The 25,371-nt window shown below is 46.3% G+C and carries 22 protein-coding genes; all 22 read left to right on the top strand.

What is annotated here, in order from left to right; all coding sequences use genetic code 11:
- Nucleotides 1-51: 51 nt before the first annotated feature.
- A complete protein-coding gene (locus NYE24_RS07365) occupies nt 52-7,287 on the top strand; it encodes an HYR domain-containing protein (protein ID WP_342478389.1) in 7,236 nt (2,411 codons plus the stop codon).
- Nucleotides 7,288-7,397: 110 nt separating this feature from the next.
- Nucleotides 7,398-7,664, top strand: coding sequence for a hypothetical protein (locus NYE24_RS07360; RefSeq protein WP_036700963.1), 267 nt, complete (start codon nt 7,398-7,400; stop codon nt 7,662-7,664).
- 25 nt (nt 7,665-7,689) lie between these two features.
- Nucleotides 7,690-8,487 (top strand): DUF1906 domain-containing protein, encoded by a 798-nt coding sequence (locus NYE24_RS07355; protein WP_342478388.1) that lies wholly within the window; start codon nt 7,690-7,692, stop codon nt 8,485-8,487.
- A gap of 159 nt (nt 8,488-8,646) precedes the next feature.
- On the top strand, nt 8,647-12,732 hold the full coding sequence (locus tag NYE24_RS07350) for an HNH endonuclease (protein WP_342478387.1): 4,086 nt from the start codon (nt 8,647-8,649) through the stop codon (nt 12,730-12,732).
- A gap of 11 nt (nt 12,733-12,743) precedes the next feature.
- The gene (locus NYE24_RS07345) at nt 12,744-13,721 is read left to right on the top strand and encodes a hypothetical protein (protein WP_342478386.1); all 978 of its coding nucleotides are present in this window, start codon (nt 12,744-12,746) and stop codon (nt 13,719-13,721) included.
- 21 nt (nt 13,722-13,742) lie between these two features.
- Complete coding sequence (locus tag NYE24_RS07340; RefSeq protein WP_342478385.1) at nt 13,743-14,210, top strand: hypothetical protein; 468 nt, start codon at nt 13,743-13,745, stop codon at nt 14,208-14,210.
- Nucleotides 14,211-14,480: 270 nt separating this feature from the next.
- A complete protein-coding gene (locus NYE24_RS07335; protein WP_342478384.1) occupies nt 14,481-15,473 on the top strand; it encodes a hypothetical protein in 993 nt (330 codons plus the stop codon).
- A gap of 61 nt (nt 15,474-15,534) precedes the next feature.
- The gene (locus NYE24_RS07330; protein ID WP_342478383.1) at nt 15,535-15,864 is read left to right on the top strand and encodes a hypothetical protein; all 330 of its coding nucleotides are present in this window, start codon (nt 15,535-15,537) and stop codon (nt 15,862-15,864) included.
- Between the two features lie 169 nt (nt 15,865-16,033).
- The gene (locus tag NYE24_RS07325) at nt 16,034-16,198 is read left to right on the top strand and encodes a hypothetical protein (protein WP_342478382.1); all 165 of its coding nucleotides are present in this window, start codon (nt 16,034-16,036) and stop codon (nt 16,196-16,198) included.
- 66 nt (nt 16,199-16,264) lie between these two features.
- Nucleotides 16,265-16,591, top strand: coding sequence for a hypothetical protein (locus NYE24_RS07320; RefSeq protein ID WP_342478381.1), 327 nt, complete (start codon nt 16,265-16,267; stop codon nt 16,589-16,591).
- Nucleotides 16,548-17,522, top strand: a complete 975-nt coding sequence (locus tag NYE24_RS07315) for a hypothetical protein (protein WP_342478380.1) — start codon at nt 16,548-16,550, stop codon at nt 17,520-17,522. Before NYE24_RS07320 ends, NYE24_RS07315 begins: the two co-directional genes overlap by 44 nt.
- Nucleotides 17,523-17,582: 60 nt before the next feature.
- Nucleotides 17,583-17,930 (top strand): HNH endonuclease, encoded by a 348-nt coding sequence (locus NYE24_RS07310; RefSeq protein ID WP_342479212.1) that lies wholly within the window; start codon nt 17,583-17,585, stop codon nt 17,928-17,930.
- Nucleotides 17,931-17,954: 24 nt separating this feature from the next.
- Nucleotides 17,955-18,407, top strand: a complete 453-nt coding sequence (locus tag NYE24_RS07305; RefSeq protein ID WP_076162491.1) for an SMI1/KNR4 family protein — start codon at nt 17,955-17,957, stop codon at nt 18,405-18,407.
- Nucleotides 18,408-18,568: 161 nt separating this feature from the next.
- Entirely contained in the window at nt 18,569-19,252 is a 684-nt protein-coding gene (locus NYE24_RS07300; protein ID WP_076162489.1) for a hypothetical protein, read from the top strand.
- 3 nt (nt 19,253-19,255) lie between these two features.
- Nucleotides 19,256-19,711, top strand: a complete 456-nt coding sequence (locus tag NYE24_RS07295; RefSeq protein ID WP_076162487.1) for a hypothetical protein — start codon at nt 19,256-19,258, stop codon at nt 19,709-19,711.
- A gap of 90 nt (nt 19,712-19,801) precedes the next feature.
- Nucleotides 19,802-20,548 carry an HNH endonuclease gene (locus tag NYE24_RS07290; RefSeq protein ID WP_342478379.1) on the top strand — a complete coding sequence of 249 codons (747 nt, stop codon included), beginning with the start codon at nt 19,802-19,804 and terminating at the stop codon, nt 20,546-20,548.
- Nucleotides 20,539-20,973 (top strand): SMI1/KNR4 family protein, encoded by a 435-nt coding sequence (locus tag NYE24_RS07285; RefSeq protein WP_036701029.1) that lies wholly within the window; start codon nt 20,539-20,541, stop codon nt 20,971-20,973. Before NYE24_RS07290 ends, NYE24_RS07285 begins: the two co-directional genes overlap by 10 nt.
- 13 nt (nt 20,974-20,986) lie before the next feature.
- Nucleotides 20,987-21,445 (top strand): SMI1/KNR4 family protein, encoded by a 459-nt coding sequence (locus NYE24_RS07280; RefSeq protein ID WP_076162483.1) that lies wholly within the window; start codon nt 20,987-20,989, stop codon nt 21,443-21,445.
- Between the two features lie 171 nt (nt 21,446-21,616).
- Nucleotides 21,617-22,873: a hypothetical protein gene (locus tag NYE24_RS07275; protein WP_235218576.1), complete on the top strand. Its 1,257-nt coding sequence runs from the start codon at nt 21,617-21,619 to the stop codon at nt 22,871-22,873.
- Nucleotides 22,874-22,893: 20 nt separating this feature from the next.
- Entirely contained in the window at nt 22,894-23,868 is a 975-nt protein-coding gene (locus NYE24_RS07270) for a hypothetical protein (protein ID WP_342479211.1), read from the top strand.
- Nucleotides 23,869-23,889: 21 nt separating this feature from the next.
- Nucleotides 23,890-24,357: a hypothetical protein gene (locus NYE24_RS07265; protein ID WP_342478378.1), complete on the top strand. Its 468-nt coding sequence runs from the start codon at nt 23,890-23,892 to the stop codon at nt 24,355-24,357.
- Between the two features lie 269 nt (nt 24,358-24,626).
- Nucleotides 24,627-25,358, top strand: coding sequence for a hypothetical protein (locus NYE24_RS07260; protein ID WP_342478377.1), 732 nt, complete (start codon nt 24,627-24,629; stop codon nt 25,356-25,358).
- The last annotated feature ends 13 nt before the right edge of the window (nt 25,359-25,371 follow it).

The following is a 25,371-nucleotide window of genomic DNA, read 5'->3' as shown; positions in this document are numbered from 1 at the left end:
TAAAAAGTTAGGGGATGTATGATGAAACATTCAAAAAGGAAATGCAAGCTTATGCAGCAAGGACGGTTGGGCATAATCAGCAGATGGCTGTGTCTCTCGCTTCTAATTCTGATGCTGGCGCCGGGCGCTGTATTCGGGTCGGGGAAAATAGTCCATAACATTCTTCCAGGGCCTGAAGCGGACACTGCCTCTGCAGCAGTGTATGAGGCAGAGCCGCCTATACCGCAGCCGCAGCTTCATCGGGGGGCAACGGTTAAGGATTCGGTCTATAGCTCCGTCTATCAATCGGTGTATGAGATAGACCCTACCTTGGGAGTCATCCTAAATCCTGGAGCCTATCAGATGAGTCTGATGGCGCTCAGTAATGTCGAGGGGTCGATGAGCCCGGTATCGCCGCTGCTGCAGCAGATCCGGTTGTCGCAAGCCTCGGGTGTAGTTCCAGGGGGGCGCGGCTTCATGCTTCCGCAGGTAGTGGCGGTCAAGGATCTGGCGGGTAATCCGCTGCCGGGTATTCCCGTTACCTTCACCGTCTCGGAGGACAGTACAATTACTGCGGTCATGCGCGGGCTTAACAGTACTGGAATTACAGTGGTGTCGGATGCAAACGGATATGCATCTGCGGCTAACAACTATACAGGTTATATAGGCGAAGGCTATCAGGTCTATTCGAAGGGAACCGGGGTCATTAAGACCATGGAGGTAAAAGCTGCCGTTCCCGGTCTTCAGCCGGTTACCTTCAAGGTAGAGGTCGGTGCCGTAGGCTCTAACCTGATCGATACGACGCCACCTTCCATTAAGGCCACAGCGGTTACGGATAACGGTACTCTTTACATTGCCGGGACCTGGACCAGTCAATCCGTGATTGTACATTATACGGCAGAGGATACGTTGTCAGCGATCAAATCACTGACCCCGGATCAGAAATTCACCGCTGAAGGAGCAGGCCAGACAGCAACGGGCAAGGCTGTTGACAGTGCGGCTACCAGTGATGAGGATAAGAACCATTATTCCATCGCAACCTTCGGTCCCATCCATATTGATAAAAGCGCTCCGGTTACAGAAGTAGCTGTAACAGGCGCTGAATCCGGCAGCTGGAGCCGGGGGAAGGTAGCACTGCATTTTACCGCTGAAGATCCATATTCCGGTGTGGATGCTGTGTATTACAAGCTGGGTGAGAATGCAGCAGTGAGAACTTCCGGCTCCAGCGCGGCGCTGGAGCTGGAACAGGAAGGAGCGACGACCGTCAGCTACTGGGCAGTGGACAGAACCGGGAATGCAGAAGCTCCCCGCACGGTAGTGGTGCAAATTGACAAGAGTGGTCCGCTGATCGCCAGTATTCTCAGTCCTGAAGCGAATGAGAAGGGCTGGAACAGCACGGATGTTACGGTCTCTATTACCGCATCAGATGTCCATTCCGGAGTGAAGGAGATCCACTATAGACTCGGAGCGGATGGCGAAGAACAGAGTGTGGCAGGCAGCACGGCTGCTTTTGACGTCTCGGTGGAGGGAATTATCCCTCTGGAGTTCTGGGCCGTTGATCATGCAGGCAACCTGACCGCTATACAGAAGACCGAAGTGAAGATTGACAAGACGGTCCCGGTCATTACCGTTCCGGCGAATATTATAATGGAGGCGAAGGCGGTACGTACCCCTGCCGATATTGGAAAAGCCTCCGTTCGGGATATCTCGATTGCGGATGTTCTCCTGACGAATGATGCACCTGCAGACTATCCAATCGGGACAACTACCGTAAAATGGACGGCGGTGGACCCGGTAGGACTGACTTCCTCACAGGTTCAGAGAATTACTGTAAAAGACACTACAAAGCCGGTACTAACCGTGCAGGGAGATATGGTTGTGGAAGCTACAGCGGTTAAGACGCCGCTTGTGGTCACCGGAGCGTCGGCTACGGATATTTTCCCGGTTATTGTGGTGAGTGACGCGCCGAAGGAATTCCCCATTGGTCCGACTACCGTTACTTGGACGGCGACCGATGCCAACAGCAATGTGACTACAGCAACACAGAAGGTCACCGTAGTAGACAGAACTAAGCCGTTACTGACGGTTCCAGCGGACATTACAAAAGAAGCTGTAGGCCGAAGAACTGTGGCAGATCCGGGGAAGGCCGCCGCCACAGATATTTTTAAGGTGAATGTTACGAATAACGCGCCTGAGGATTACCCGGTGGGCGTAACCAAGGTAAGCTGGACGGCTAAGGATGAGAATGGAAATATCTCTACAGCAGATCAGCTGATCCGCATTACCGATACCACCAAGCCTGTACTGACAATTCCGAAGGATATTACCGTAGAAGCTACGGCTAGACGGACGAAGGTGAATATTGGGCAAGCCGAAGCCAGCGATCTGTTCGATGTACTGCTAACCAAGGATGCCCCGGCGGATTATCCGGTGGGTGTAACCATGGTTACCTGGACCGCCACAGATGAACATGGCAACGTCACCGAGAAAGTGCAGAAGATTACAGTTACAGATACAACGCCTCCACAGTTAACTGTGCCTGGAGACATCACCGCCGAGGCAACCGGCATTAAGACTCCAGTGGAGCTGGGGGAAGCGTCTGCCAAGGATATTTTCAGTGTTACTGTAACCAATAACGCCCCGGAACGCTTCATCTTCGGGACAACAGTCGTTACCTGGACGGCTACAGATGAGAATGGCAATACCACCAAGACCACGCAGACCGTTAAGATCGTAGACACGACGAAGCCGCTGGTCACACTGCCAGGAGGGATAACGGCAGAAGCTACGGGAGCAAAAACGAAGGTAGACATCGGCCAGCCGGTGGTTACAGAAATTTTTGCCGTGACAATCAAGAATGATGCTCCGGCGGAATTCCCGCTTGGAACCACCAAAGTGACATGGACGATAACGGACGAGCATGGCAATGCAACTAAGGGAACGCAAGAGGTCAAGATCGTAGATACGACCAAACCGGTCATTACAGCACCGGAGGATCTAACGGTAGAGGCCACAGCGGTCAGATCCAAGGTCGCTCTGGGCGAGCCGGTGGTCTTCGATCTGTTCGAGACTGAGATTATTAACGATACTCCGGCTGATTTCCCGGTCGGCACCACGCTGGTTACCTGGATGGCCAGTGATCCAAGCGGAAATGTGGCAATTGCGAAGCAGAAGGTGACGGTTGTAGATACGACTGCGCCTAAGCTGTCTGTCCCGGTAGACGTCAAGGCAGAGGCTACAGGAATCAGAACTCCGGTTGTGACTGGAGAGGCCACGGCTACGGATATTTTTCCGGTTTCTATAACGAGCAATGCTCCCGAGAATTATGCCGTGGGCGTTACCGAGGTGATCTGGACGGCGAAGGATGCCAACGGTCTGGTAACTACCGGCAAGCAAAAGGTGACTGTAGTGGATACCACCTTGCCGATTCTGACGGTTCCGCAGGATATCAGTGTGGAAGCTACCGCAGTGAACACTCCGGTTCAAATCGGCAAGGCTACGGCAACGGATCTGTTCCCGGTCACGGTGGTCAGCAATGCTCCGGCCAGCTACCCGCTGGGTAAGACCATTGTCACCTGGAAGGCGACAGATGCGAACGGCAACTTCAGCACCGGCACGCAGACGATTACGGTAAAAGATACAACGGCCCCGGTAATCGCTGATATTCCGGACTACATTGCAGAAGCTACCGGACAGACGATGCAGATTAAGCTGCCGGTGCCAGCGGTCACCGATATCTTCGGGATTGCCGCAGTGAGCAGCAATGCCCCGGCTTCCTATCCGCTTGGCGTGACTGAAGTCACCTGGACAGCGAAGGATGTGAACGGCAACGTATCCATGCGTAAGCAAAAGGTTACTATCTTGGATACCACGAAGCCTGTACTTACAGTACCGGAAGATATTAATGTAGAAGCGGCGGCGGTAGAGACTCCGGTGGAGATCGGAGAGGCCACGGCTACAGATATTTTCAAGGTGACGGTGAAGAACAATGCCCCGGAAGCTTATCCGCTTGGGGTAACAGAAGTGATCTGGACGGCAACCGATGCGAACGGCAATGTGACCACGAAGGTGCAGAAGATTAAGGTTGTGGACACGACGAATCCGACACTTACTGTGCCGGAGGATCTGACAGTGGAAGCAGCGGCTGTTGAGACTCCGGTGGAGATCGGTCAAGCGTCTGCTACAGATATTTTCAAGGTGACGGTGAAGAATAATGCTCCGGAAGCGTATCCGCTGGGCGTAACAGAAGTGATCTGGACGGCAACGGATGCGAACGGCAATGTGACTACGAAGGTGCAGAAGATTAAGGTCATGGACACGACGAAGCCTGTGCTTGCTGTACCGGAAGATATTACTGTAGAAGCGGCGGCGGTAGAGACTCCGGTGGAGATCGGCGAGGCCACGGCGACAGATATTTTCAAGGTGACGGTGAAGAATAATGCCCCTGAAGCGTATCCGCTGGGCGTAACAGAAGTAGTGTGGACGGCAACGGATGCGAACGGCAATGTGACTACGAAGGTGCAGAAGATTAAGGTCGTGGACACGGCAAAGCCGGCACTTACTGTGCCCGAGGATCGGTCCGTAGAAGCAACGGCGGTAGAGACTCCAGTGGAGATCGGTCAAGCGTCTGCCACGGATATTTTCAAGGTGACGGTGAAGAATAATGCCCCCGAAGCGTATCCGCTGGGCGTAACAGAAGTAGTGTGGACGGCAACGGATGCGAATGGGAATGTGACTACGAAGGTACAGAAGATTAAGGTCGTGGACACGACGAAGCCTGTGCTTGCTGTACCGGAAGATCTGTCCGTAGAAGCAACGGCAGTGAAGACTCCGGTGGAGATCGGCGTGGCAAAGGCTACGGATATTTTCAAGGTGACGGTGACATCGGATGCTCCAGCTGCTTATCCGCTGGGAACAACGACAGTTACCTGGAAGGCCAAAGATATCAATGGTAACGAGGTAACCGGGGTTCAGCGGATTACCGTAGTGGATACGACACAGCCCTTGCTGAAGTTCGAAGGACCACTGCAGCTGACCAAGGAAGCAACAGCTCTGGAAACGCCGGTAGAACTGGAAGTGCCAGTGGCACTGGATTTCTTCCCGGTTACTCTAACGACAGATGCTCCGGGAGAGCATGGCGCAATCACCTCAGAGGAGAGCTTAACCGCGAATTTCCCTATCGGTACTACGATTGTAAAATGGACTGCTATAGATAGCAGCGGAAACTCCGCAGTGGGCATCGTGAAGGTGACCATTGTCGATACGGTCAAGCCTGCTCTTAAGCTTCCCGCTGACATTACTCTAGAAGCATCAGCCCTAAAGACGCCGGTGGAGATCGGCGTGGCAACAGGAACTGACATTTTCAAGGTAACAGTAACTAGTAATGCCCTTGAGAGCTATGCGCTAGGAATCACTGAGGTTACTTGGACCGCTACGGATGCGAACGGCAATGTTAGCACGGGTGTGCAGAAGATCACGGTGGTGGATACCACGAAGCCGGTATTGAAGCTTCCGGCGGACAAGACGGTGGAGGCAACGGCGCTGAAAACTCCGGTGGAGACCGGCGTGTCAACAGGAACTGACATCTTCAAAGTAACGGTAACCAGTAATGCCCCTGAGAGCTATGGATTGGGAGTGACCGAAGTGGTCTGGACCGCTACGGATGCGAACGGCAATGTTAGCACAGGCGTGCAGAAGATTACGGTGGTGGATACGACGAAGCCGGTATTGAAGCTTCCGGCTGACAAGACGGTAGAAGCAACGGCGCTGAAAACTCCGGTGGAGATCGGCGTGGCAACGGGGACTGACATTTTCAAGGTAACAGTAACAAGTAATGCCCCTGAGAGCTATGGATTGGGAGTAACCGAAGTGGTCTGGACCGCTACGGATGCGAACGGCAATGTTAGCACTGGCGTGCAGAAGATTAAGGTGGTGGATACGACGAAGCCAGTGTTGAAGCTTCCGGCTGACAAGACGGTGGAGGCATCGGCGCTGAAAACTCCAGTGGAGATTGGCGTGGCAACAGGGACGGACATTTTCAAGGTAACAGTAACAAGTAATGCCCCTGAGAGCTATGCGCTAGGAACCACTGAGGTCACTTGGACCGCTACGGATGCGAACGGCAATGTTAGCACAGGCGTGCAGAAGATTAAGGTGGTGGATACGACGAAGCCAGTGTTGAAGCTTCCGGCTGACAAGACGGTGGAGGCAACGGCGCTGAAAACTCCGGTGGAGATCGGCGTGGCAACGGGGACTGACATTTTCAAGGTAACAGTAATAAGTAATGCCCCTGAGAGCTATGCGCTAGGAATTACTGAGGTCACTTGGACCGCTACGGATGCGAACGGCAATGTTAGCACAGGCGTGCAGAAGATTACGGTGGTGGATACCACGAAGCCTGTGTTGAAGCTTCCGGCGGACAAGACGGTAGAGGCAACGGCGCTGAAAACTCCGGTGGAGATCGGCGTGGCAACGGGGACTGACATTTTCAAGGTAACAGTAATAAGTAATGCCCCTGAGAGCTATGCGCTAGGAATTACTGAGGTCACTTGGACCGCTACGGATGCGAACGGCAATGTTAGCACGGGTGTGCAGAAGATCACGGTGGTCGACACCACCAAGCCAGTGTTAAAAGCTCCAGCAGATGTTGCTGTTCCGGCAACCGGAACCAAAACGCTTGTGAACCTGGGCCAAGCTACAGCGAGCGACATCTTCGGAGTTGTGCTGAAGAATGATGCTCCGGCTGACGGCTTCCCGTTAGGGAAAACAGTGGTCACCTGGACGGCTACGGATGTGAATGGCAATGTATCGACGGCGGTACAGAATGTAACTGTCACTCAGACGTTCAAGGTTCAATCGTTTAATGCGAGCCGAAGCAGCGTGACGAATACGATTTTCCCGAGAATATCCTTTGAGAATACCAGCAAGTCGACCCTGCAGCTCTCCAGCATCAAGCTTAGATATTACTACACCATCGATGGAGAGAGATACCAGAGCTTCTATACGGATTATGCCAGAGTATCAGGCTCAAATACCAGGGTGATTCAATCGTATGTCACAGGAAGCTTCCAGAAGACAACAGGCAAAACCGGCAGTGATTATTACCTGGAAATCGGCTTCACCAGCGGTGCGGGAAGTCTTAAGCCTGGAGAAAGTGTAGAAATTCAGTGCAGATTCTGGAAATCGGATTTCTCTAATTACTATCAGACTAATGATTATTCCTTCAATGGACTGGCCACGGGCTTCACAGATACCAGCAAAATTACGGCCTACTCCTATGGCAATCTGATTGCAGGAATGGAACCGTAAGCGGCTAAGTACAGCATTGCACGGCCTCCAGGCTGCTTCCAGATCAGAGGTTGCAGCTTGGAGCTATTCATTAACGGGAGATCAACCAGCTCCATTAGCGGGGGTACGATATGCCAGACGACATGAATGAAATCCTTCAACGGTTGACCCGGGTGGAAACCAAGCTCGACATCATGAACAGTGCAAGGGATATTGCGCTTGAGGCTATGCAGAGCAGCAAATCAGCGCATTTGCGGATGGATGAGATGCGGGATGAGCTGTCCAGATTGAAGCTCAGGCAAGGGGAGAATCAGCGCTGGCTGGTGGGCACGATCATTAGCAGCGTGGGGATGTGTATTGCCGCAGCGGGACTTTTGATGAAAATATTAATCGGGTAGCAGACAGGAAGAAGGAGATGGGGGAATGGCCAAAGGCTTTGATTGCGCAGCACCGCTAACACGCACACTGGCGAAGAAATTCAAGGAGGATGGCTACGAATTCGTATGCCGTTACCTCGTGCCCTCCGGCTGGAAAAGGTTAACCCAGGCGGAGGCGGTTGCTATCAGCGCTGCGGGGCTGCAAATTGTCTCTGTGTATGAAACGACCGCCAGCCGTGCGCTGGGAGGCCGTGCAGCCGGTCTGACAGACGGGGCGATTGCCGCACAGACAGCCCTTGCGGTTGGACAACCTGCCGGGAGCCGGATCTACTTTGCCGTTGATTTCGACGCTTCTGCGAAGCAGATGGACACGGTGATCCAGTATATTACGGCAGCGGGAGAAGCCGCCCGGAATTACCAGTCGGGTGTCTACGGGAGCGTTACGGTTATTGAAGCTGCAATGGCCGCTAAGGCCTGCACCGGTTTTTGGCAGACGTATGCCTGGAGTAAAGGCCGGAAAGCGGAGGGTATCCACATTTATCAATACGACAACGGTCCCAAGGGACTAGGTCAACCGGTTCACGGAGTGAATGTAGACCTCAACCAATCCAGCGGAGAAGCCGGCTGGTGGAGTACGCAGTCTGCCACGGTTCCTGCACCAGGCAATGCAATCGGAGAGGGGAAAGACTATATGATGAAGAAAGAGGATGCGGGTAAGATCATTGCTTTTCTTCAAGCAGCCTATATGGCAGCAGGTAATGCAGAGTCTGGAAAAGAATTTCACCGTCTGGCGAATGAGCTGCGCAAAGCCTCGGGCCAAGCGGCAGACCCGAATAATCGTTAATCCGCAGCAAGGGTTACAGGCTGCCTTAGGGCGGCCTTTTTGACATGTGAATATACATAAATATTAGAAATATTGGATTTATTTATAATTCCGGCTGTAAAAAGTGCTATGGATTTTACTTTATCTATAGGATCGATTTTTTACAGAGGGGGGACTCCATTGCAGACCCAAGCAACCGTAAGTAAGGAGAAAGATAAAGCGTCCGGCGGCCATAAACCATACAGCAATCCGCAGGTATTCATTCGTCCGGCAGCCGCGAAACAACCGGACCCGGTAGAGATTATCCGGCGTGTCCGCCAGAATCCGGATTCCTTAAGCCGTGAAGACAAGCTGGCGCTCCAGCGAACACTCGGCAACCGGGCCGTGGTTCAATTGTTATCGAGTCTGAAGGAGGATGGCAAGAAGAAAGAGCAGGCAGATCAGGGAACCCAGGCGGCTGGAGCAAGTAAGAGCTTGGCCGCAGAAGCTCAAGTGGAAGAGCATACGGATTCACCGGAACCGGTGCAAGCAGAAGCAGAGCAAGCCAGCACTCCGGCTGAATCCAAGATGCAGCGTAAGGAGGAGCCGGAGGGGCAGGCAGCAGACGCTATTGCGTCTGTCACACAAACTAAGCCTGCTAGTGGCGGCAGTTCTTCAGGTCCCGTAGCCGTCAAAAAGACGCCAGCGCCTGCCCGGACGAAGGGGAGAGCAGAGGCCACTGTAGAGGGGCAAGCTAAAACGGCAGAACGAGAGGAAAACGCTCCGTTTGCGGAAGAAGCAAGAGGAGAGCCGTCTGGGGAACCGTTGAATTCCGGGAAGGCGGAGGAGTCCGCAGCAGCTCAGGGAGAGGATGCGCTGGAGCCAGCCAAGAAGTCCGCCGCCTCCAAAGGAGCAGATGCACCGAAGAAAGCGGCCAAGGAGCCATCGTTTGGAGCAGCACTCGGTGCCTTAGCGGGAGATGGGAAGGAGAAGCCGGCGAAGGGCAAGACGGTGAAGATCAGCGGTGAAGATCCGGGGCAGATTCTGGATCAGCTGACACAGGTTCAGCCCACAGAGCTGGGGGATGCCTATGCCCAGGCTGTGAATGTATCCTCCGGTGCCTTCACGAAGCAGACGCAGAAGACCAAGCAAGGGCTGCCTGCTGTTCCGGTACCGACCGGCTTGAAAGGGAAGGTCCTGCAGGCCCGGAAGAAACCGGCAGCGCTGAAGCACACTGTGAAGGAAGGCTTCAAAAGCGAGCGTACCGGCGGGGCTGTTAGTGCAGGCAAGCTGGATAAAATGAACATTAGTTCATCCGGTTCCGGGGGCAATCCGGAGGCGATGTTAAGCGAGATCCGCTCCGCAGCCGCCCAGCCGCCGGGAATCAGCATGACCGGGGAGGCAGATCCCTCCCAGCTGGAGGGTTTTCATCAGGAGGCCTCCCAGCAGGTGAGCGCAGCCAAGCAGGCGGAGATGGGCCAGATCAAACAGCCGTTCGGGGAGAATGAGATCTATCCCGAGCCGGATGGCACCGTGGTGAAGGCTGATGCAGGGCTGAAAGGCGGGCAGGCACCCGGGGCCAAAAAACTGCCTGCGCTGGCACTGCCTGCAGATATGACTGCCGGACTGAACCGTAGTCTGGCACCAGAGATGAAGAAGCAGCTTGGTACCAAGCAGGCGGAATATAAGAAGGAACAAGCCAAATTCGATAGTAAAGTGCTGAGCTCCAAGGCCGACAGCCAGGCGCAAATCCGGCAGGCCGAGACCGAGGCGAAGAACAAGCAGATTAGCCAGCAGACTGGAGCCAAAGCAGAAGTCACCCAATTGCAGGGCGAGTGGAAAAAGGAGCTGGATGCTGCCGAGACGGACTATACCAAACAGGCCGGGTCAGCCGCCCAGCAGAAGAAGCAGGAGATCAACAGCGTCCGCACAGACAAAGAGCGGGAAGCTCAGAAGAAGCAGTCTGAAGCGGAGCGGGAAGCGACGCAGGCCTACAGTAAAGCTAAGAAGGAAGCAGACGGCAAGCATGAACAGGAGAAGGCCAAGGAAGAGAAGAAGGGCGGCTTCCTCGGCTGGGTGAAGGATAAGCTGGAAGCTGTCGTCGAAGTCGTTAAGAAAGCAGTCAACTTCATTTTTGAGGGTCTCCGCAAAGCAGTTAAGTTTATTTTTGACAAAGCGAAGCAGGCTGTGCTGGGCATCATTGAACTGGGCCGCAAGCTGATTACAACCCTGATCAAGGGACTGGGTGTGCTGCTTAAAAAGCTGGTGTCTGTTGTATTTGCCAAGTTCCCTGGTATCGCCGCAAAAATATGCAGCAAAATTGACGGAGTTGTCAATAAGGCCATTAAAGCGGTCAACCAGCTAGCCCAGAAGCTCAAGACCAAGGTCACTCAAGTTATGGATTTCCTGGCCGCTAAGGTGGATCAGGCGCTGGCAGCAGTGCAGAACTTCTATTCCAAGCTGATCTCCACCCTAGGCAGTCTGCTGATTGCCACGTTCCTGGATGTGTTGTCCCGGATTGGAGCGCTCGGCCAGGCGGCGAAGCGTTCCTTCAGCCATCTGGAAGGAAAGATGTGGGAGTATCTGCTTGGGGTAGATATCTCCAAGCCAATGGGCGCTGGAGCAGCTGAAGGCGGAGCTGTAGAGCAGGCTGAGGGAGCTGGCGCTGGTGCGGCAGCGGGCGAGAAGCTGACCGCTGAAGATATCGAGATGGAATCGGTGGAGCAGGGCGAGATGGACCCTGCACTGGTGCAGGAGGCAAACCTGAAAGACGGAGAAACCAAAGAGATGTCCGGCAGCCGCGACCCGGCTACAATGGACAGCATAATGGCGGAATTCGACACCGGAGCAGCCAACCAGAGCCTTGGCGGCAAAATTGCAGACGGTGCGAAGCTGCGCGCAGGCAATGCGAAAATGTTGTTTGACCAAATTAAATCATTTGTAATAAAATGGATGAAGGCCCATGGATTACAGCTGCTTGCGGGCATAGCGGGAGTATTGGTTGCTGTTGGCGCAGCTTTTGTCATCAGTGGCGGTGCCATTACTGTTCTTATTCCCCCTATTATTAATATTATCACGGTTGTGATGCAGGCTCAGGCAATTGTTTCTATTGCGCAAGCCTTAGCGCAAGCCGCCGGCTACATCGGAACTTACCTGAGCCAGGGCTGGCAGAAGATGATCGAACCTGCCGCGATTGCGCTCGCTACTGCATTGGCGATGGGACTGGTTGAACTGGCGATGGCGGGTGGCTTCAAAGCTGTCGGAGCCGACCTCAAGAAAGCCGGACAAGCTGTCAAGAAGGGCGTCGGAGCGGCAGCCAGCGGGGTGAAGAACGTTGTAGGCGCAGGAGCCAAAGGCATCAAGAGCCTGCTGAAATCCGGGGCCAAGCTGGCCTCCAAGAGCGGCAGCATGATTATACGTAATGGTAAAATCGTGATCAAGAGCCTGCAAAAGGGGCTCGTGAAGGGGGCCAAAAATCTCCGGGGCCTGCTGGACCGGATTCTGCAGAAATTCAAGTTCAAGAAGTTTAAGCTGGTGCGCAAGGGCAAGCATATCCGTCTGTATGGCGAGGTTAATCCTTGGGTGTTGCTGGCTGATGGAACGATATTAGAAGTAGATGAAAAGCAATTAAAAGAGCTTAAACGTAGTCGAAAGAAACCAATTACTCTTACTAAATATGAGAGTACTAAACTTAAAAAATTTGATGCTAAAGATCTGGAGGAAATTGCTCAGTTTGCGGATGGAAACAAAGCCCGGCTAAAAAGAGCTGTTCGTAAAAAGAGCAAGCTAGCAAACAAACTTGATACTGTTGGAGAAATTAGCGATAAATTTGACCTTAGGGTTGCAAAAGAATACGAAAGAAAAATTGCCTATAAAGATTTCAATCATGACAAGGGAGACTTTGGCGAAGAGGTTGCGAGGATTGTTGCCAAAGAAAATAACCTAGGTAAGGATATTTCATCAATGTTTCAAAAAGGTAGGAACGGAATTGATGGAACATTTTTATCCCAAGGTCCACCACCAAAATTGACAATGATTGAATCTAAAGCATCAGAAATGGGAAGCTTTTCATATTCTAAAGCTCAACTATCAGGCGGCAAAGAGTATTTTAAGCAGATGCTACATGGGGGCACCAGGTATGATGGTTTTCTTGAGAAATTTGAGCAATTAATTGAAGAAAATCCTGAATTGAAATTTGAGTTTATTAGAGTTGAAACAGATATTAAGAGAACCTCAATGGGTTTTGGTGTAGATGTATTGAAAATAAAAGTTTGGAACAAACAGTAGGGGAGGAAATCATGTTTAATCAAAAAAAGGCGGAGTTGGCGTATAAGAAATATGTTAAAAATTTTGAAGATAGGGATATTTATGAAAAAAGTATAGTTAAATACAATGGATTGAAAGATGGAATTGAACAAATCATTAAAACTAATGAAAAAGAGAAAGATCATATTCTACTAGTTAGGATTGGTTCGATTTTTGCGCATTACCATTTATTGTGGAAGAAGGATATATTAATCGATGGAAGTCATTCAATAGATAGTTTAAAGCAACTACAAATAGCTTTATTTTATCAGTGTCTGTCGCGAGATATATATATAATTCGTTATCCAAATATGATGGTAACTTACAGTTTTAAGGATATCATTTCATGCTTAATACACTTTACAATGTTCGGTTGGGAACAAGAGGAGCATATCTTGTTTAACTTTATAGCAGAACATATAGGAGATAGCTCCATTTCAGCTAATAATTTAAACAGGCACACCTGGTTTCTATTAGAGCTTTATTTGCTGTATAGAAATCAATTGATTATGGATACCAATGAAGATGTGTTTATTGCTGTAGAAGAAGAACTTATAGAACGGGAGGCCCCACACGATCTGATACCGGATGATCTGGGAATTTACGATGAAGTACTGAAAAGCTGGTCAACTCCCGTAGAAGAAGAAATAACTGCTTTGATAGGACAAATGATCAATTATCATTCCGAGCTGGCCTCTGAACTGGGGAAATCTATTGAATTTGGTGACTACCGATATGGATTCTATCCATATGAAATCTTGTTCCTAATTCATGTAAGGAAAAAGAGTGGGCTGCCAGTTCCTCAACACTTTGAGGATATATTGATGAATACTCCAGAAGCGAAAATGGTGTTTAAAGATCCTGAGCCATATCCGGAGAAAGATCCTCTACTGGTGCAAATTGATAGCTTTTATCGTAAAAATTATCCGGATTATTTCTTGAATCAATATGGGGAAGAGCTGTTTCAATAATGCATAACGGAGGATAAGCAGATGTTGGATAAAGGAATACTGGAAGTCCTATTTCCGGGCCAGGAGGATGCAGTAGCGATTCTGGAAGGGGAGGATCGTACAAGCCATTATGAAAGAGTATTAAAATATGGCTTGTCGAGCGGAGCCTTTCTCTTTCTGGATTACAAAGGAGAGGAAGACAATGAAATTGTAAATTATATTTTGGATTATGAGTTTGAGCGTGGAATAGAGCTTGCAACACAAGATGAACTGGAAGCGCTCGGTGAACTGGAGTATGAATTCTTGCCTGATAAGATCCGGGAAACGAACAGCCTATTAAAAAATAGAAATTACGGTTTATTTGTCTTCCCATCATTAGGAGATTATTATGCATTGTTCATCTCCCGGTTAGAGAATAAAGCGGTACTAACCAGTGCAGAACTGCTAGATGTTGAGATGGTTCCTCCAAGGGAAAGATATATCCAATACTACACGGGGACGGAGGTATAGCTGATACTCCGCTTCCAAGAACATTAGGATAACATAATGGGGAAAGGTTAATCTAAAGGATTTTGTATCCGGTGATTAACCTGTTTTTTTTCTCCCCAAGTTGTACTCCCCCGGCTAAAACTCACTAAAATCATATGTAATAAAACTATTAAAAGAAAATGTTTTAAACTTTCAGGGCAGTCATCGGGATCTTGGCAGGGATCGTGGTCGCAGACCATTGTCCAGGCCTCCGTTTACGTCGGTACCTACCTGAGCCAGGGCTGGCAGAAGATGATCGAACCTGCCGCGATTGCGCTCGCTACAGCACTGGCGATGGGATTGGTTGAGCTGGCAATGGAGCTGGGCTTCAAGGCCATCGGAGCAGGAGTCAAGAAAGCCGGACAAGCAGCGAAAAAGGGTATTGATGCAGCCGCGAAGGGTGCCAAGAACTTAGCGGGTGCTGGAGCCAAGGGCATCAAGAGCTTGCTGAAATCCGGAGCCAAGCTTGCATCCAAGAGCGGCAGCATGATTATACGTAATGGTAAAATCGTGATTAAGAGCCTGCAAAAGGGGCTCATGAAGGGGGCCAAAAATCTCCGGGGCCTGCTGGACCGGATTCTGCAGAAATTCAAGTTCAAGAAGTTTAAGCTGGTGCGCAAGGGAGATAACGTACTTCTCTATGGAGAAGTTAATCCTTGGGTTTTGCTAGCTAATGGAAGCATCAAAAAAGTAAAGGATATTGACGGTAAAAAAGCTGGGATCAGTACTCAGGCTGAGTATGACAAAATCAAGAATCTTAAATCTTCTGAGAGAATAGAAGTCTACAATAAAGCAATAGCTAAAGAAGATGGTAAGATTGATTTTGATAGTCTTTCTAAGACAATTGATTCACAACAGTGGTCTGCTGATAAAAAAAATTATTCAGTTGCCTACGAAATGAACTTACCTAAACACATGTATCCAGAGATGAGTGATGCTAGACATTTTCAAGAAGCAAATAAGAGACTGCATGAAGCTTTCCAAATTGATTCTAATTTTGCTCGAGAAATGGAGGAGCTTTATCCAGGAATAATTGAGGGTGTCAAACCAGGAAAAAGAGGAGCTTTCCCAAGAAAAGCACCGACTCCGGAAGTTACTTGGCATCATGAGCCATACAGAGAAGGTATATTGCAATTAATCCCCTTTGATCAACATACATCAAAGGGGGAGATACAATCAGTGCTGCATCCTGATGGAAAAGGGGGGGGGGAAATTTGGGGGGGAGGAAGAAAAAGAAAAAAATAATATCTGGAATTTGATATAGCACTTTTCTCTATGAGAATGGGAATAGTTGAAAGGAGATAAAATGGAATTTATCGATTTACGAAAAGTACTAAGCAATATTAAAGAGTACAATTGGTCTGATGCATTATATCTTCCTGAAGATGAGACTTGGGATTTGGAAACAAAAGCTGCTATCATAGATCCAGATGATGTAGAAGATGATTCTGACGAAGTACCTTTATTTGCAAAACATAATTACTTAATGTACGCATTAGATATTCAAACTATAAAAGGAATTATTAATAATGCACTAATGCAAAAAAACGATTGCACACATTCAGATCTACTTGAAGCCTTTTTGTACTATTATGATAATGATGCTTTTATAGTAATTAATAAACATCATAAATAAATTAATTTAGTTATTTTAAACTTGATGGGCTTTAAGCCTATCAAGTTTTTTAGCTATTAGTTCCTTTTTCACCTCGCATTAAAACTTCTAAATCCCCCCAGTTGTATTCCCCCTCCCAAAACTAACTTTATATATGAAGTAGAAATATAGAGTGAGGACAAAAGTGCCGATGAAATTCAAAAAAATGGCTAAAAACTTTCGACAGGAAACAGCGGAAGCCACCGGTGATGTGGAGCTAGAAGAAGCATTCGTTCTAGAAATCACCTCTGCTCATACTGAAACTTTTCCTGAAGAATCGTCCAAGCAAGAAAGCACCGAACCTGCACCGACTTAAACCTCCAACCAGGAGCAACTGGTCGAAAAACAGGTACTGCTGGAGCCACGACTCAAGCTCAGGTGCTTGAAACACCGCATCCGTACGCAGATCTGGCTCTATGTACGAAGAAATCCGCAGCTGATCTCAACGCTCGGCAATCTGCTGATTGCGACTTTCCTGGATGTGCTTGTCCGTAAAGGAGCGCTCGGGAAGGCGGCGAAGCGTTTGTTCAGCCATCTGGAAGGGAAGATGTGGGAGTATCTGCTCGGAGTAGATATTTCGGGGCCAATGGGGGCTGGAGCAGCAGGAAGCGAACCTGAAAGACGGAGAAGAGAGGGAGATGTCCGGCAGCCGCGACCCGGCTACAATGGACAGCATTATGGCGGAATTCGACACCGGAGCAGCCAATAAGAGCCTTGGCGGCAAAATAGCCGATGGTGTCAAGCTACGTGCGAATAATGCGAAAATGTTGTTTGACCAAATTAAATCATTTGTAATAAAATGGATGAAGGCCCATGGATTACAGCTGCTTGCGGGCATAGCGGGAGTATTGGTTGCTGTTGGCGCAGCTTTTGTCATCAGTGGCGGTGCCATTACTGTTCTTATTCCCCCTATTATTAATATTATCACGGTTGTGATGCAGGCTCAGGCAATTGTTTCTATTGCGCAAGCCTTAGCGCAAGCCGCCGGCTACATCGGAACTTACCTGAGCCAGGGCTGGCAGAAGATGATCGAACCTGCCGCGATTGCGCTCGCTACTGCATTGGCGATGGGACTGGTTGAACTGGCGATGGCGGGTGGCTTCAAAGCTGTCGGAGCCGACCTCAAGAAAGCCGGACAAGCTGTCAAGAAGGGCGTCGGAGCGGCAGCCAGCGGGGTGAAGAACGTTGTAGGCGCAGGAGCCAAAGGCATCAAGAGCCTGCTGAAATCCGGGGCCAAGCTGGCCTCCAAGAGCGGCAGCATGATTATACGTAATGGTAAAATCGTGATCAAGAGCCTGCAAAAGGGGCTCATGAAGGGGGCCAAAAATCTCCGGGGCCTGCTGGACCGGATTCTGCAGAAGTTCAAGTTCAAGAAGTTTAAGCTGGTGCGCAAGGGAGATCACGTACTTCTCTATGGAGAAGTTAATCCTTGGGTTTTGCTGGCTAATGGAAGAATCAAAAAAGTTGACGATATTGACGGTAAAAAGGCTGGGATCAGTACCCAGGCTGAGTATGACAAAATTAAGAGTCTAAAGCCTTCTGAGAGAAAAGAAGTCTATAATAAAGCAGTAGCGAATGAAGACGGCAAGATTGATTTTGATAGTATTAAAGAACCGTATCAGAAGTTTACAAAAGAATAACTTTCGACTAAACCTCGGAATTCTCGCGATCCGAAAAAATGGAAAGATGCTGGTGGTAGCATAACAATTGATGAGTATGGGACATGGACCTATGTTAATAGTGAAGGGGTATCTGTTAGTTATCCAGGAGGTTACCCAGATTTCAAACCTTATGCACACCCTGATGTAGCACCGGTTAAAGTTAAAATTGCGAGCCCAACAAATCGACCAGCGGATTATAGGGCAGCGAATTTAGAAGCTCACTTAAGCAAAACTTCTAATCCACCAGTCCCAGCTTTAGATGAACCACCTAAAGGCTATGTGTGGCACCACGTCGAGGATGGAGAAACAATGATATTAGTAGACGAGAGAGTCCATCAAGAATTCACCCACAGTGGAGGAGTTTCAAAAGTTAACGGGAAAAAGTAAAAATATAGATAGGAGAGTGCAATCATGACGCGGATTATTGATTCTAATGGACCTTTATCTTTTGAGCAAATTGAGAAGTTTGAGTCGAAACATGGAATAAGTCTCTCAGAACAGTACAGAGGTTTTCTACATGAATATAACGGGGGGCGCCCTATACCGAAAATGTTCAAAATATCGGATGAACAGGGACCAGACATAGTGAGGATTTTTTTTGGTATCGGTGACATGTCTAATAGTTTAGATAAAAACATAAAAATATATGAAGATAGACTCCCAATAGGATTTGTTCCTATTGGTTGCGATCCTGGAGGCAATGTAATCTGTATTGGAACAGATGAAGAATTTACAGGTAGAATTTATTTCTGGGATCATGAGGAAGAGTCTGAAGATCCTGATGATATGAGTAATGTTCATTTGATTGCCGATTCATTTTCTGAGTTCCTTGATCAATTGTATGGGGATTCCTGCGATTACTAATAATTATAAAATAGGCCGATTACAGTTCATTGACTGAATAATCGGCCTATTTTTTCACTGTGGGCTCTCACAAAATCGGGTTTGAATTCTCTTGAAGGCTCTGTAGAAGTTCAAGAAGTTTAAGCTGGAGCGCAAGGGTAAGCATTCAAGAAGTTGACAGTTTGGATGGAAGAAAAGCTGGGATTAGTACTCAGGCCGAACTGGATAAGATTAAAAGTCTGAAACCATCTGAAAGAATTGATGTTTATAATAGAGCAGTCGCCAAACCAGATGGTAAGATTGATTTTGATAGTATTAAAGTGCCTGATGAAAATATGCTGTCTCCTAATGGGAAATTTAAAGATGCAGAATTAGAGACAGACTATGAAAAATATGTGAAACGCAAAAAGAAAGAACGAAAAAAACCAAGAGATCGAACGGAGTGGAAAGAAGCAAGAGATTACTGGTTAAATGATTCTCCAATGGCGAGAGGAAATTCATTTAATAAAAAATCAGTTCTTGAAGAGTGGTACCCGTGCAATGAGGTGCATTTAAGTAATGGGAAACGTTTAGACTCTTATGATCCTGAGAAGGGGTTAATCGTTTCTAGAAAGGCCACCGATTTGGATGAAATAGAAATCGCAACTTTTGAGTCTTACCTTAAAGAACTAAAGGATAAGTATAAACCGGGTACTATTATTAGAAGTAATAAATATGCCGATTTTAAAATTCCAATTGATGGGAAACCTCTTGTTGGTAAGCAAATACTTGAGATACCCGCTTCTAATCTTAGTTCACCGAATATAAAATCCTATATTGATTTGGCTAAAAAATACAACATTGAATTAAATTTTAGGGGGGAATAAAAGTTGCTCGATACAAACATTAAAAAAGTTTTGAATAACATCAATTTCATTGAACGTTACAAAAATTTATCTGAAAAATATCAATTCGATTACAAAGATAGTTTTGAAAGTTATGATTACAATCATGTCCTAGAAATTTTAAGCGAATTAGGGTATGCGTTTAAATTTGATAAAAAGGAGAAATTTTTCAGATTAATTGAAACTGTAGCTGAAAATAAATTTCAATTTACTATTTCGCTTAAATATGGTGCAATGGAATTTATTTGGTCGGCATGGAAGAATACAGATCTTTTGGTTGGTGGAACTTGGGGAATAATAAAAGAACAGCTGAATGCCCAAGATAATGAAAAGTTTAAAAAACCGATTTTTCGAAACTACTATGAGTTAAAAGAAATACTTGCTGAAGGGCTTCGTATCTATGAGGATTTTAAACGAGAGTTTGGACTAATACAAAGCTAAGGTCTGACAGTCAGAAAAAAATGCTATTAAGATAATTTTCTATCTTTGTAGGCTGAATCCGGAGCCAAGCTGGTCTCCAAGAGCGGCAGCATGATCATGCGTAACGGTAAAATCGTGATTATGAGCCTGCAAAAGGGGCTCATGAAGGGGGCCAAAAAGCTCCGGGGCCTGCTGGACCGGATTCTGCAGAAGTTCAAGTTCAAGAAGTTTGAGTTGGAACGCATAAAGAATCATATTATTCTCTATGGGATATTTAATCCGCGTATTAAGCTAATAGACCTTAAAACGAAAGATCCTGATAAATTTCAAAGCGCTTATGATAATGCGATGGAGGATGCTGCCAGAAAACAATCTAAGTATAATAAGAAACCTAACAAACCGAGAAATTATAAAAAAATGGAGCCTCATGAAGATGGAACCACTACCTATACTTTTCTTTCTAAAAAAAGTGGTAAGGAGTATAGAGTTAAATATGATGCTGAAGGATATCCAATACTTGATTCCAAGCATGATATAACTTTACCTGAAAAATATTACCTTGAGTCTGATAAAGTTCAATTCGATTACCTTTCAAAGGAGTTATATAAAGAAATATTAGAAAACCCAGAACTCGCAAAAAAATTTACTGCAGCTGAAAGAAATCTACTAAAAGAAGGCAAAGTACCGGATACTTTTACCTGGCATCATCATCAGGAAGCAGGGCGGATGCAAATTATAGATTATTTTGAGCATCAAGTTTCTGGTCATACAGGAGGCAGAGCCATTTGGGGGGGGGGACGAAAAGGAAGAAAAGGTAAGATAAAAAAGAATATATTGGAGATGATGGTATGGGAGTGAATAAGTGGATTAATGGCGAAGAATTACACGATGAAACACTAATAAAATTAGTTGAAAATAATTTTGGAGTAAAGTTTCCAGAAGATTATAAGAGATGCATTCAACTGTATAACGGAGGTTACCCAGAACCGAATTGCTTCGATATGAACGACGGTGAACAGGGAGTATTAAATAATTTATTAAGCTTCACAAATGATAATTTAAATATAACAATGTTTTATGATTTTGAAGAAGAGACTTCAATTGCCGGACTTGTACCTATTGCAAGAGATCCGTTTGGAAATTTATTATGTTTCGATTATCGCTTAAAGGTTCAGTCACCTGAAATAATATTTTATGATCATGAGGAGATTGGGGAGGATGCAATAATTCCTGTTTGTAGTACATTTACAGAATTACTAAATGGATTATATTCTGCAGAATAGAGGGGTTGTATCTATGGAAATTGAATTTGAGTTTTCATTTGAACCGGTTTTAGAGCAGGAGCTAGTTGTTTTTGAATCAAAGTACAATCTCATTTTGCCAAGTGATTATAAGAGATTTATAAAAAAATATAATGGTGGTAAAAGCGTTTTGAGAAGATTTCAAACGTTGGATGAAGTCGTAACTTCTTCAATTATGCTTTTCTTTCCATTTGATGTAAGAGAAGAGCATAATATCGAAGGATTCTATCAAAAATATAATCTAACTAATATAATTCCTTCAAATTTTCTCCCTATTGGTAGAGACCCTATGAACAACATCATATGTTTGGCTGTTAGCGGAGAAGATATAGGAAGAGTATATTATTGTGATCTAACCCATTTGGATGAAGATAAAGGTTTAATCAAAGAGTTAGTAAGATTAACAGCATTGAGCTTTACAGAATTTATACAATCACTATATAAAACAGAATAATATTCATACAGAGGCTGTCCCAAAAGTAGTCTTTCTACGAGTAAAGACAAACTCTTCACATTTTTCACACAACCTCTAACTATCAATCCATCAGGTCGATTTCAGTTTAATAACTGAATAATCGACCTTCTTTTTTCTTTATTCTCTCAGTAACTTTTTGGAAAGCTTCCGATGACTATTAAAATCATCACCGTATACCTGCAGGCAGATGCGATTAAATCCGTGGCGCAGACCCTTGTCCAGGCCTCCGGCTATATTGGTACCTACCTGAGCCAGGGCTGGCAGAAGATGATTGAACCTGCGGCCATCGCGCTCGCAACGGCACTGGCCATGGGACTCGTTGAGCTCGCAATGGAGCTGGGCTTCAAGGCCATAGGAACAGGAGTCAAGAAAGCCGGACAAGCTGTCAAGAAGGGCGTCGGAGCGGCAGCCAGCGGGGTGAAGAACGTTGTAGGCGCAGGAGCCAAAGGCATCAAGAGCCTGCTGAAATCCGGGGCCAAGCTGGCCTCCAAGAGCGGCAGCATGATTATACGTAATGGTAAAATCGTGATTAAGAGCCTGCAAAAGGGGCTCATGAAGGGGGCCAAAAATCTCCGGGGCCTGCTGGACCGGATTCTGCAGAAATTCAAGTTCAAGAAGTTTAAGCTGGTGCGTAAGGGCAAGCATATTCGTCTGTATGGCGAGGTTAATCCTTGGGTGTTGCTGGCTGATGGGACTATGAAGGACATCAAGGAGCAGGACTTCAATAAAGAATTTAAAAAATTAAAGAAAGATGGAATGAAGCCGGTTGAACTCGATCGCTTTGCTCATTCCAATCTTAAAAAGCTAGATGATATTGAAAGACTTAAGGTTGCCGAGCTTGCAGGGGGAAATAAAGCTAGCTTAAACAAAATCATTACTGCAAAAAGCAAGCTTGCCAATAAACTTGACGCAACGGATGATATAAGCGAAAAATTTGATCTCAAGCTGGCTAAAGAGCATGAAAGAAAAATTGGTACAACATCAACTGTTTATAATCATGACAAAGGAAACTTTGGTGAAGAGGTAGCGAGAATTGTCGCTAAGCAAAATAATCTCGGCGATGACGTCTCGTCACTATTTCAGAAGGGTAGGAACGGATTAGATGGTGCGTTTTTATCTAAAGGACCACCACCAAAGCTAACTATTATTGAAGCAAAGACTTCGGAGAGAGCCCACTTTGTTTACTCTGATGCTCAGAAGTCAGGTGGAGGACAGTATTTCGAGAAAATGCGATTTAGTAATGATCCCAGATATGCTGGTTTTAATGATAGGTATAAACAGTTAAAGGAGGAAAACTATGAATTAGAGATAGACTTTATCAGGGTTGAAGCTGATTTAAAGAAAACGGATATTGGTTTTGGAGTAGATGAGTTGAAAATCAGGGATTGGTCAAAAAGAATAGAATAATTTTTATGAAGGAGAATCTAATGCTAAATTCTAAAAAATTAAGCATGTCCTATAAAAAATATCGCAATAACTTTGTCAATGAAAGCTTTATTGAGCATGGGAAAACGGAGTATGAGAGGTGTATAAGTAAAATTGTTGATATTGTTGAATCCAATAATGTAGACAGGGATCATGTCTTGTTAATTAATCTTGGAACGATATACGATAACTATTTAATGACATGGAAGGAGGACGTATTAGTCCAAAATACAAATCGTATTGAAGGATTAAAAATGATGTATCCCGCTGTATTTTATCAATGTATATCGCAGGAGTTATATAGAATCCGATATCCTAATTCGACAGTGGATTATACATTTAAGGAAATAATTTCGACCTTAATTCATTTTACAATGTTCGGTTGGCAGAAAGAAGAAAGAATTCTTTTTGATTTTATTGCTGCATATATATCAGATCGTTTTATTTCATCTAATGATTGGAACAAGCACACGTGGTTTTTGCTGGAGCTATACTTACAGTATAGAAATAAAACTCTTTTAGGGGCTAGCCGGAATGTCTATACTTTTGTCAAAAAGGAGCTTGAGAGCAAAGACCTCAGAAATGATCTTCTACCTGACGATTTGGGGATTTACGATAAAGTACTGAAATGCTGGTCAACTCCTATAGAAGAAATAACCGCTTTGATAGGACAAATGATCAATTATCATTCCGAGCTGGCCTCTGAACTGGGGAAATCTATTGAATTTGGTGACTACCGGTATGGATTCTATCCATATGAAATCTTGTTTCTGCTCCATGTTAGGAAGAAGAAGGGGTTAGCGGTTCCACAACATTTTGAAGAGCTGTTGATGAATACACCTGAGGCGCAAATGGTGTTTCAGGAGCCAGAGCCATACCCGGAGAAAGATCCTCTACTGGTGCAAATTGATAGCTTTTATCGTAAAAATTATCCGGATTATTTCTTGAATCAATATGGGGAAGCGCTTTTCCAATAATGCATAACGGAGGATAAGCAGATGTTGGATAAAGGAATACTGGAAGTCCTATTTCCGGGCCAGGAGGATGCAGTAGCGATTCTGGAAGGGGAGGATCGTACAAGCCATTATGAAAGAGTCTTAAAATATGGCTTGTCGAGCGGAGCCTTTCTCTTTCTGGATTATAAAGGAGAGGAAGACAATGAAATTGTAAATTATATTTTGGATTATGAGTTTGAGCGTGGAATAGAGCTTGCAACACAAGGTGAACTGGAAGCGCTCGGTGAACTGGAGTATGAATTCTTGCCTGATAAGATACGGGAAACGAACAGACTATTAAAAAATAGCAACTACGCTCTATTTGTCTTACCATCCCTGGGAGATTATTATGTATTGTTCATATCCCGATTAGAGAATAAAGCGGTATTAACCAGTGCAGAACTGCTAGATGATGAGTTGGTTCCTCCAAGAGAAAGATATATCCAATACTACACGGGGACGGAGGTATAGCTGATACTCCGCTTCCAAGAATATTAGGATAACATAATGGGGAAAGGTTAATCTAAAGGATTTAGTATCCGGTGATTAACCTTTTTTTCCTCCCCAAGTTGTACTCCCCCGACTAAAACTCACTAAAATCATATGTAATAAAACAGATTAAATGAAAATATTTAAAACTTTCAGGGCAGTCATCGGGATCTTGGCAGGGATCGTGGTCGCAGACCATTGTCCAGGCCTCCGTTTACATCGGTACCTACCTGAGCCAGGGCTGGCAGAAGATGATCGAACCTGCCGCGATTGCGCTCGCTACAGCACTGGCGATGGGATTGGTTGAGCTGGCAATGGAGCTGGGCTTCAAGGCCATCGGAGCAGGAGTCAAGAAAGCCGGACAAGCAGCGAAAAAGGGTATTGATGCAGCCGCGAAGGGTGCCAAGAACTTAGCGGGTGCTGGAGCCAAGGGCATCAAGAGCTTGCTGAAATCCGGAGCCAAGCTTGCATCCAAGAGCGGCAGCATGATTATACGTAATGGTAAAATCGTGATTAAGAGCCTGCAAAAAGGGCTTATGAAGGGGGCCAAAAATCTCCGGGGCCTGCTGGACCGGATTCTGCAGAAGTTCAAGTTCAAGAAGTTTAAGCTGGTGCGCAAGGGCAAGCATATTCGTCTGTACGGCGAGGTTAATCCTTGGGTGTTGCTGATTGACGGGACTATGCAGGACATCCCAAAGAAAGACTTCGAACAGGAGTTTAAGCGATTAAAGCAAGAGGGTAAGCAACCGGTTAAGCTTAATGCTGCAGAACATAGCAAACTAAATAAATTAGATAGTGATAAGCGAATAGAAATCTCAAAGAATGCTGACGGAGATAAAAGTAAGATTGATTTTGATAGTATTAAAGAACCGACTCCTGAAAAAAATCTAGAAATAAGCCGAAAGAAAGACTTCCTAGAACAGGTGGTAAATGGGAAGGAGAACCTGGGAACGGGAAATGGTATTCTGATCATTCAGAAGTAAAGGAAGTAATAGG

Source organism: Paenibacillus sp. FSL H7-0350, from assembly GCF_038593195.1.
Taxonomy (GTDB): domain Bacteria; phylum Bacillota; class Bacilli; order Paenibacillales; family Paenibacillaceae; genus Paenibacillus_AQ.
Note: the sequence above shows the minus strand (reverse complement) of the source record. Positions and strands in the feature narration are given on the sequence as shown.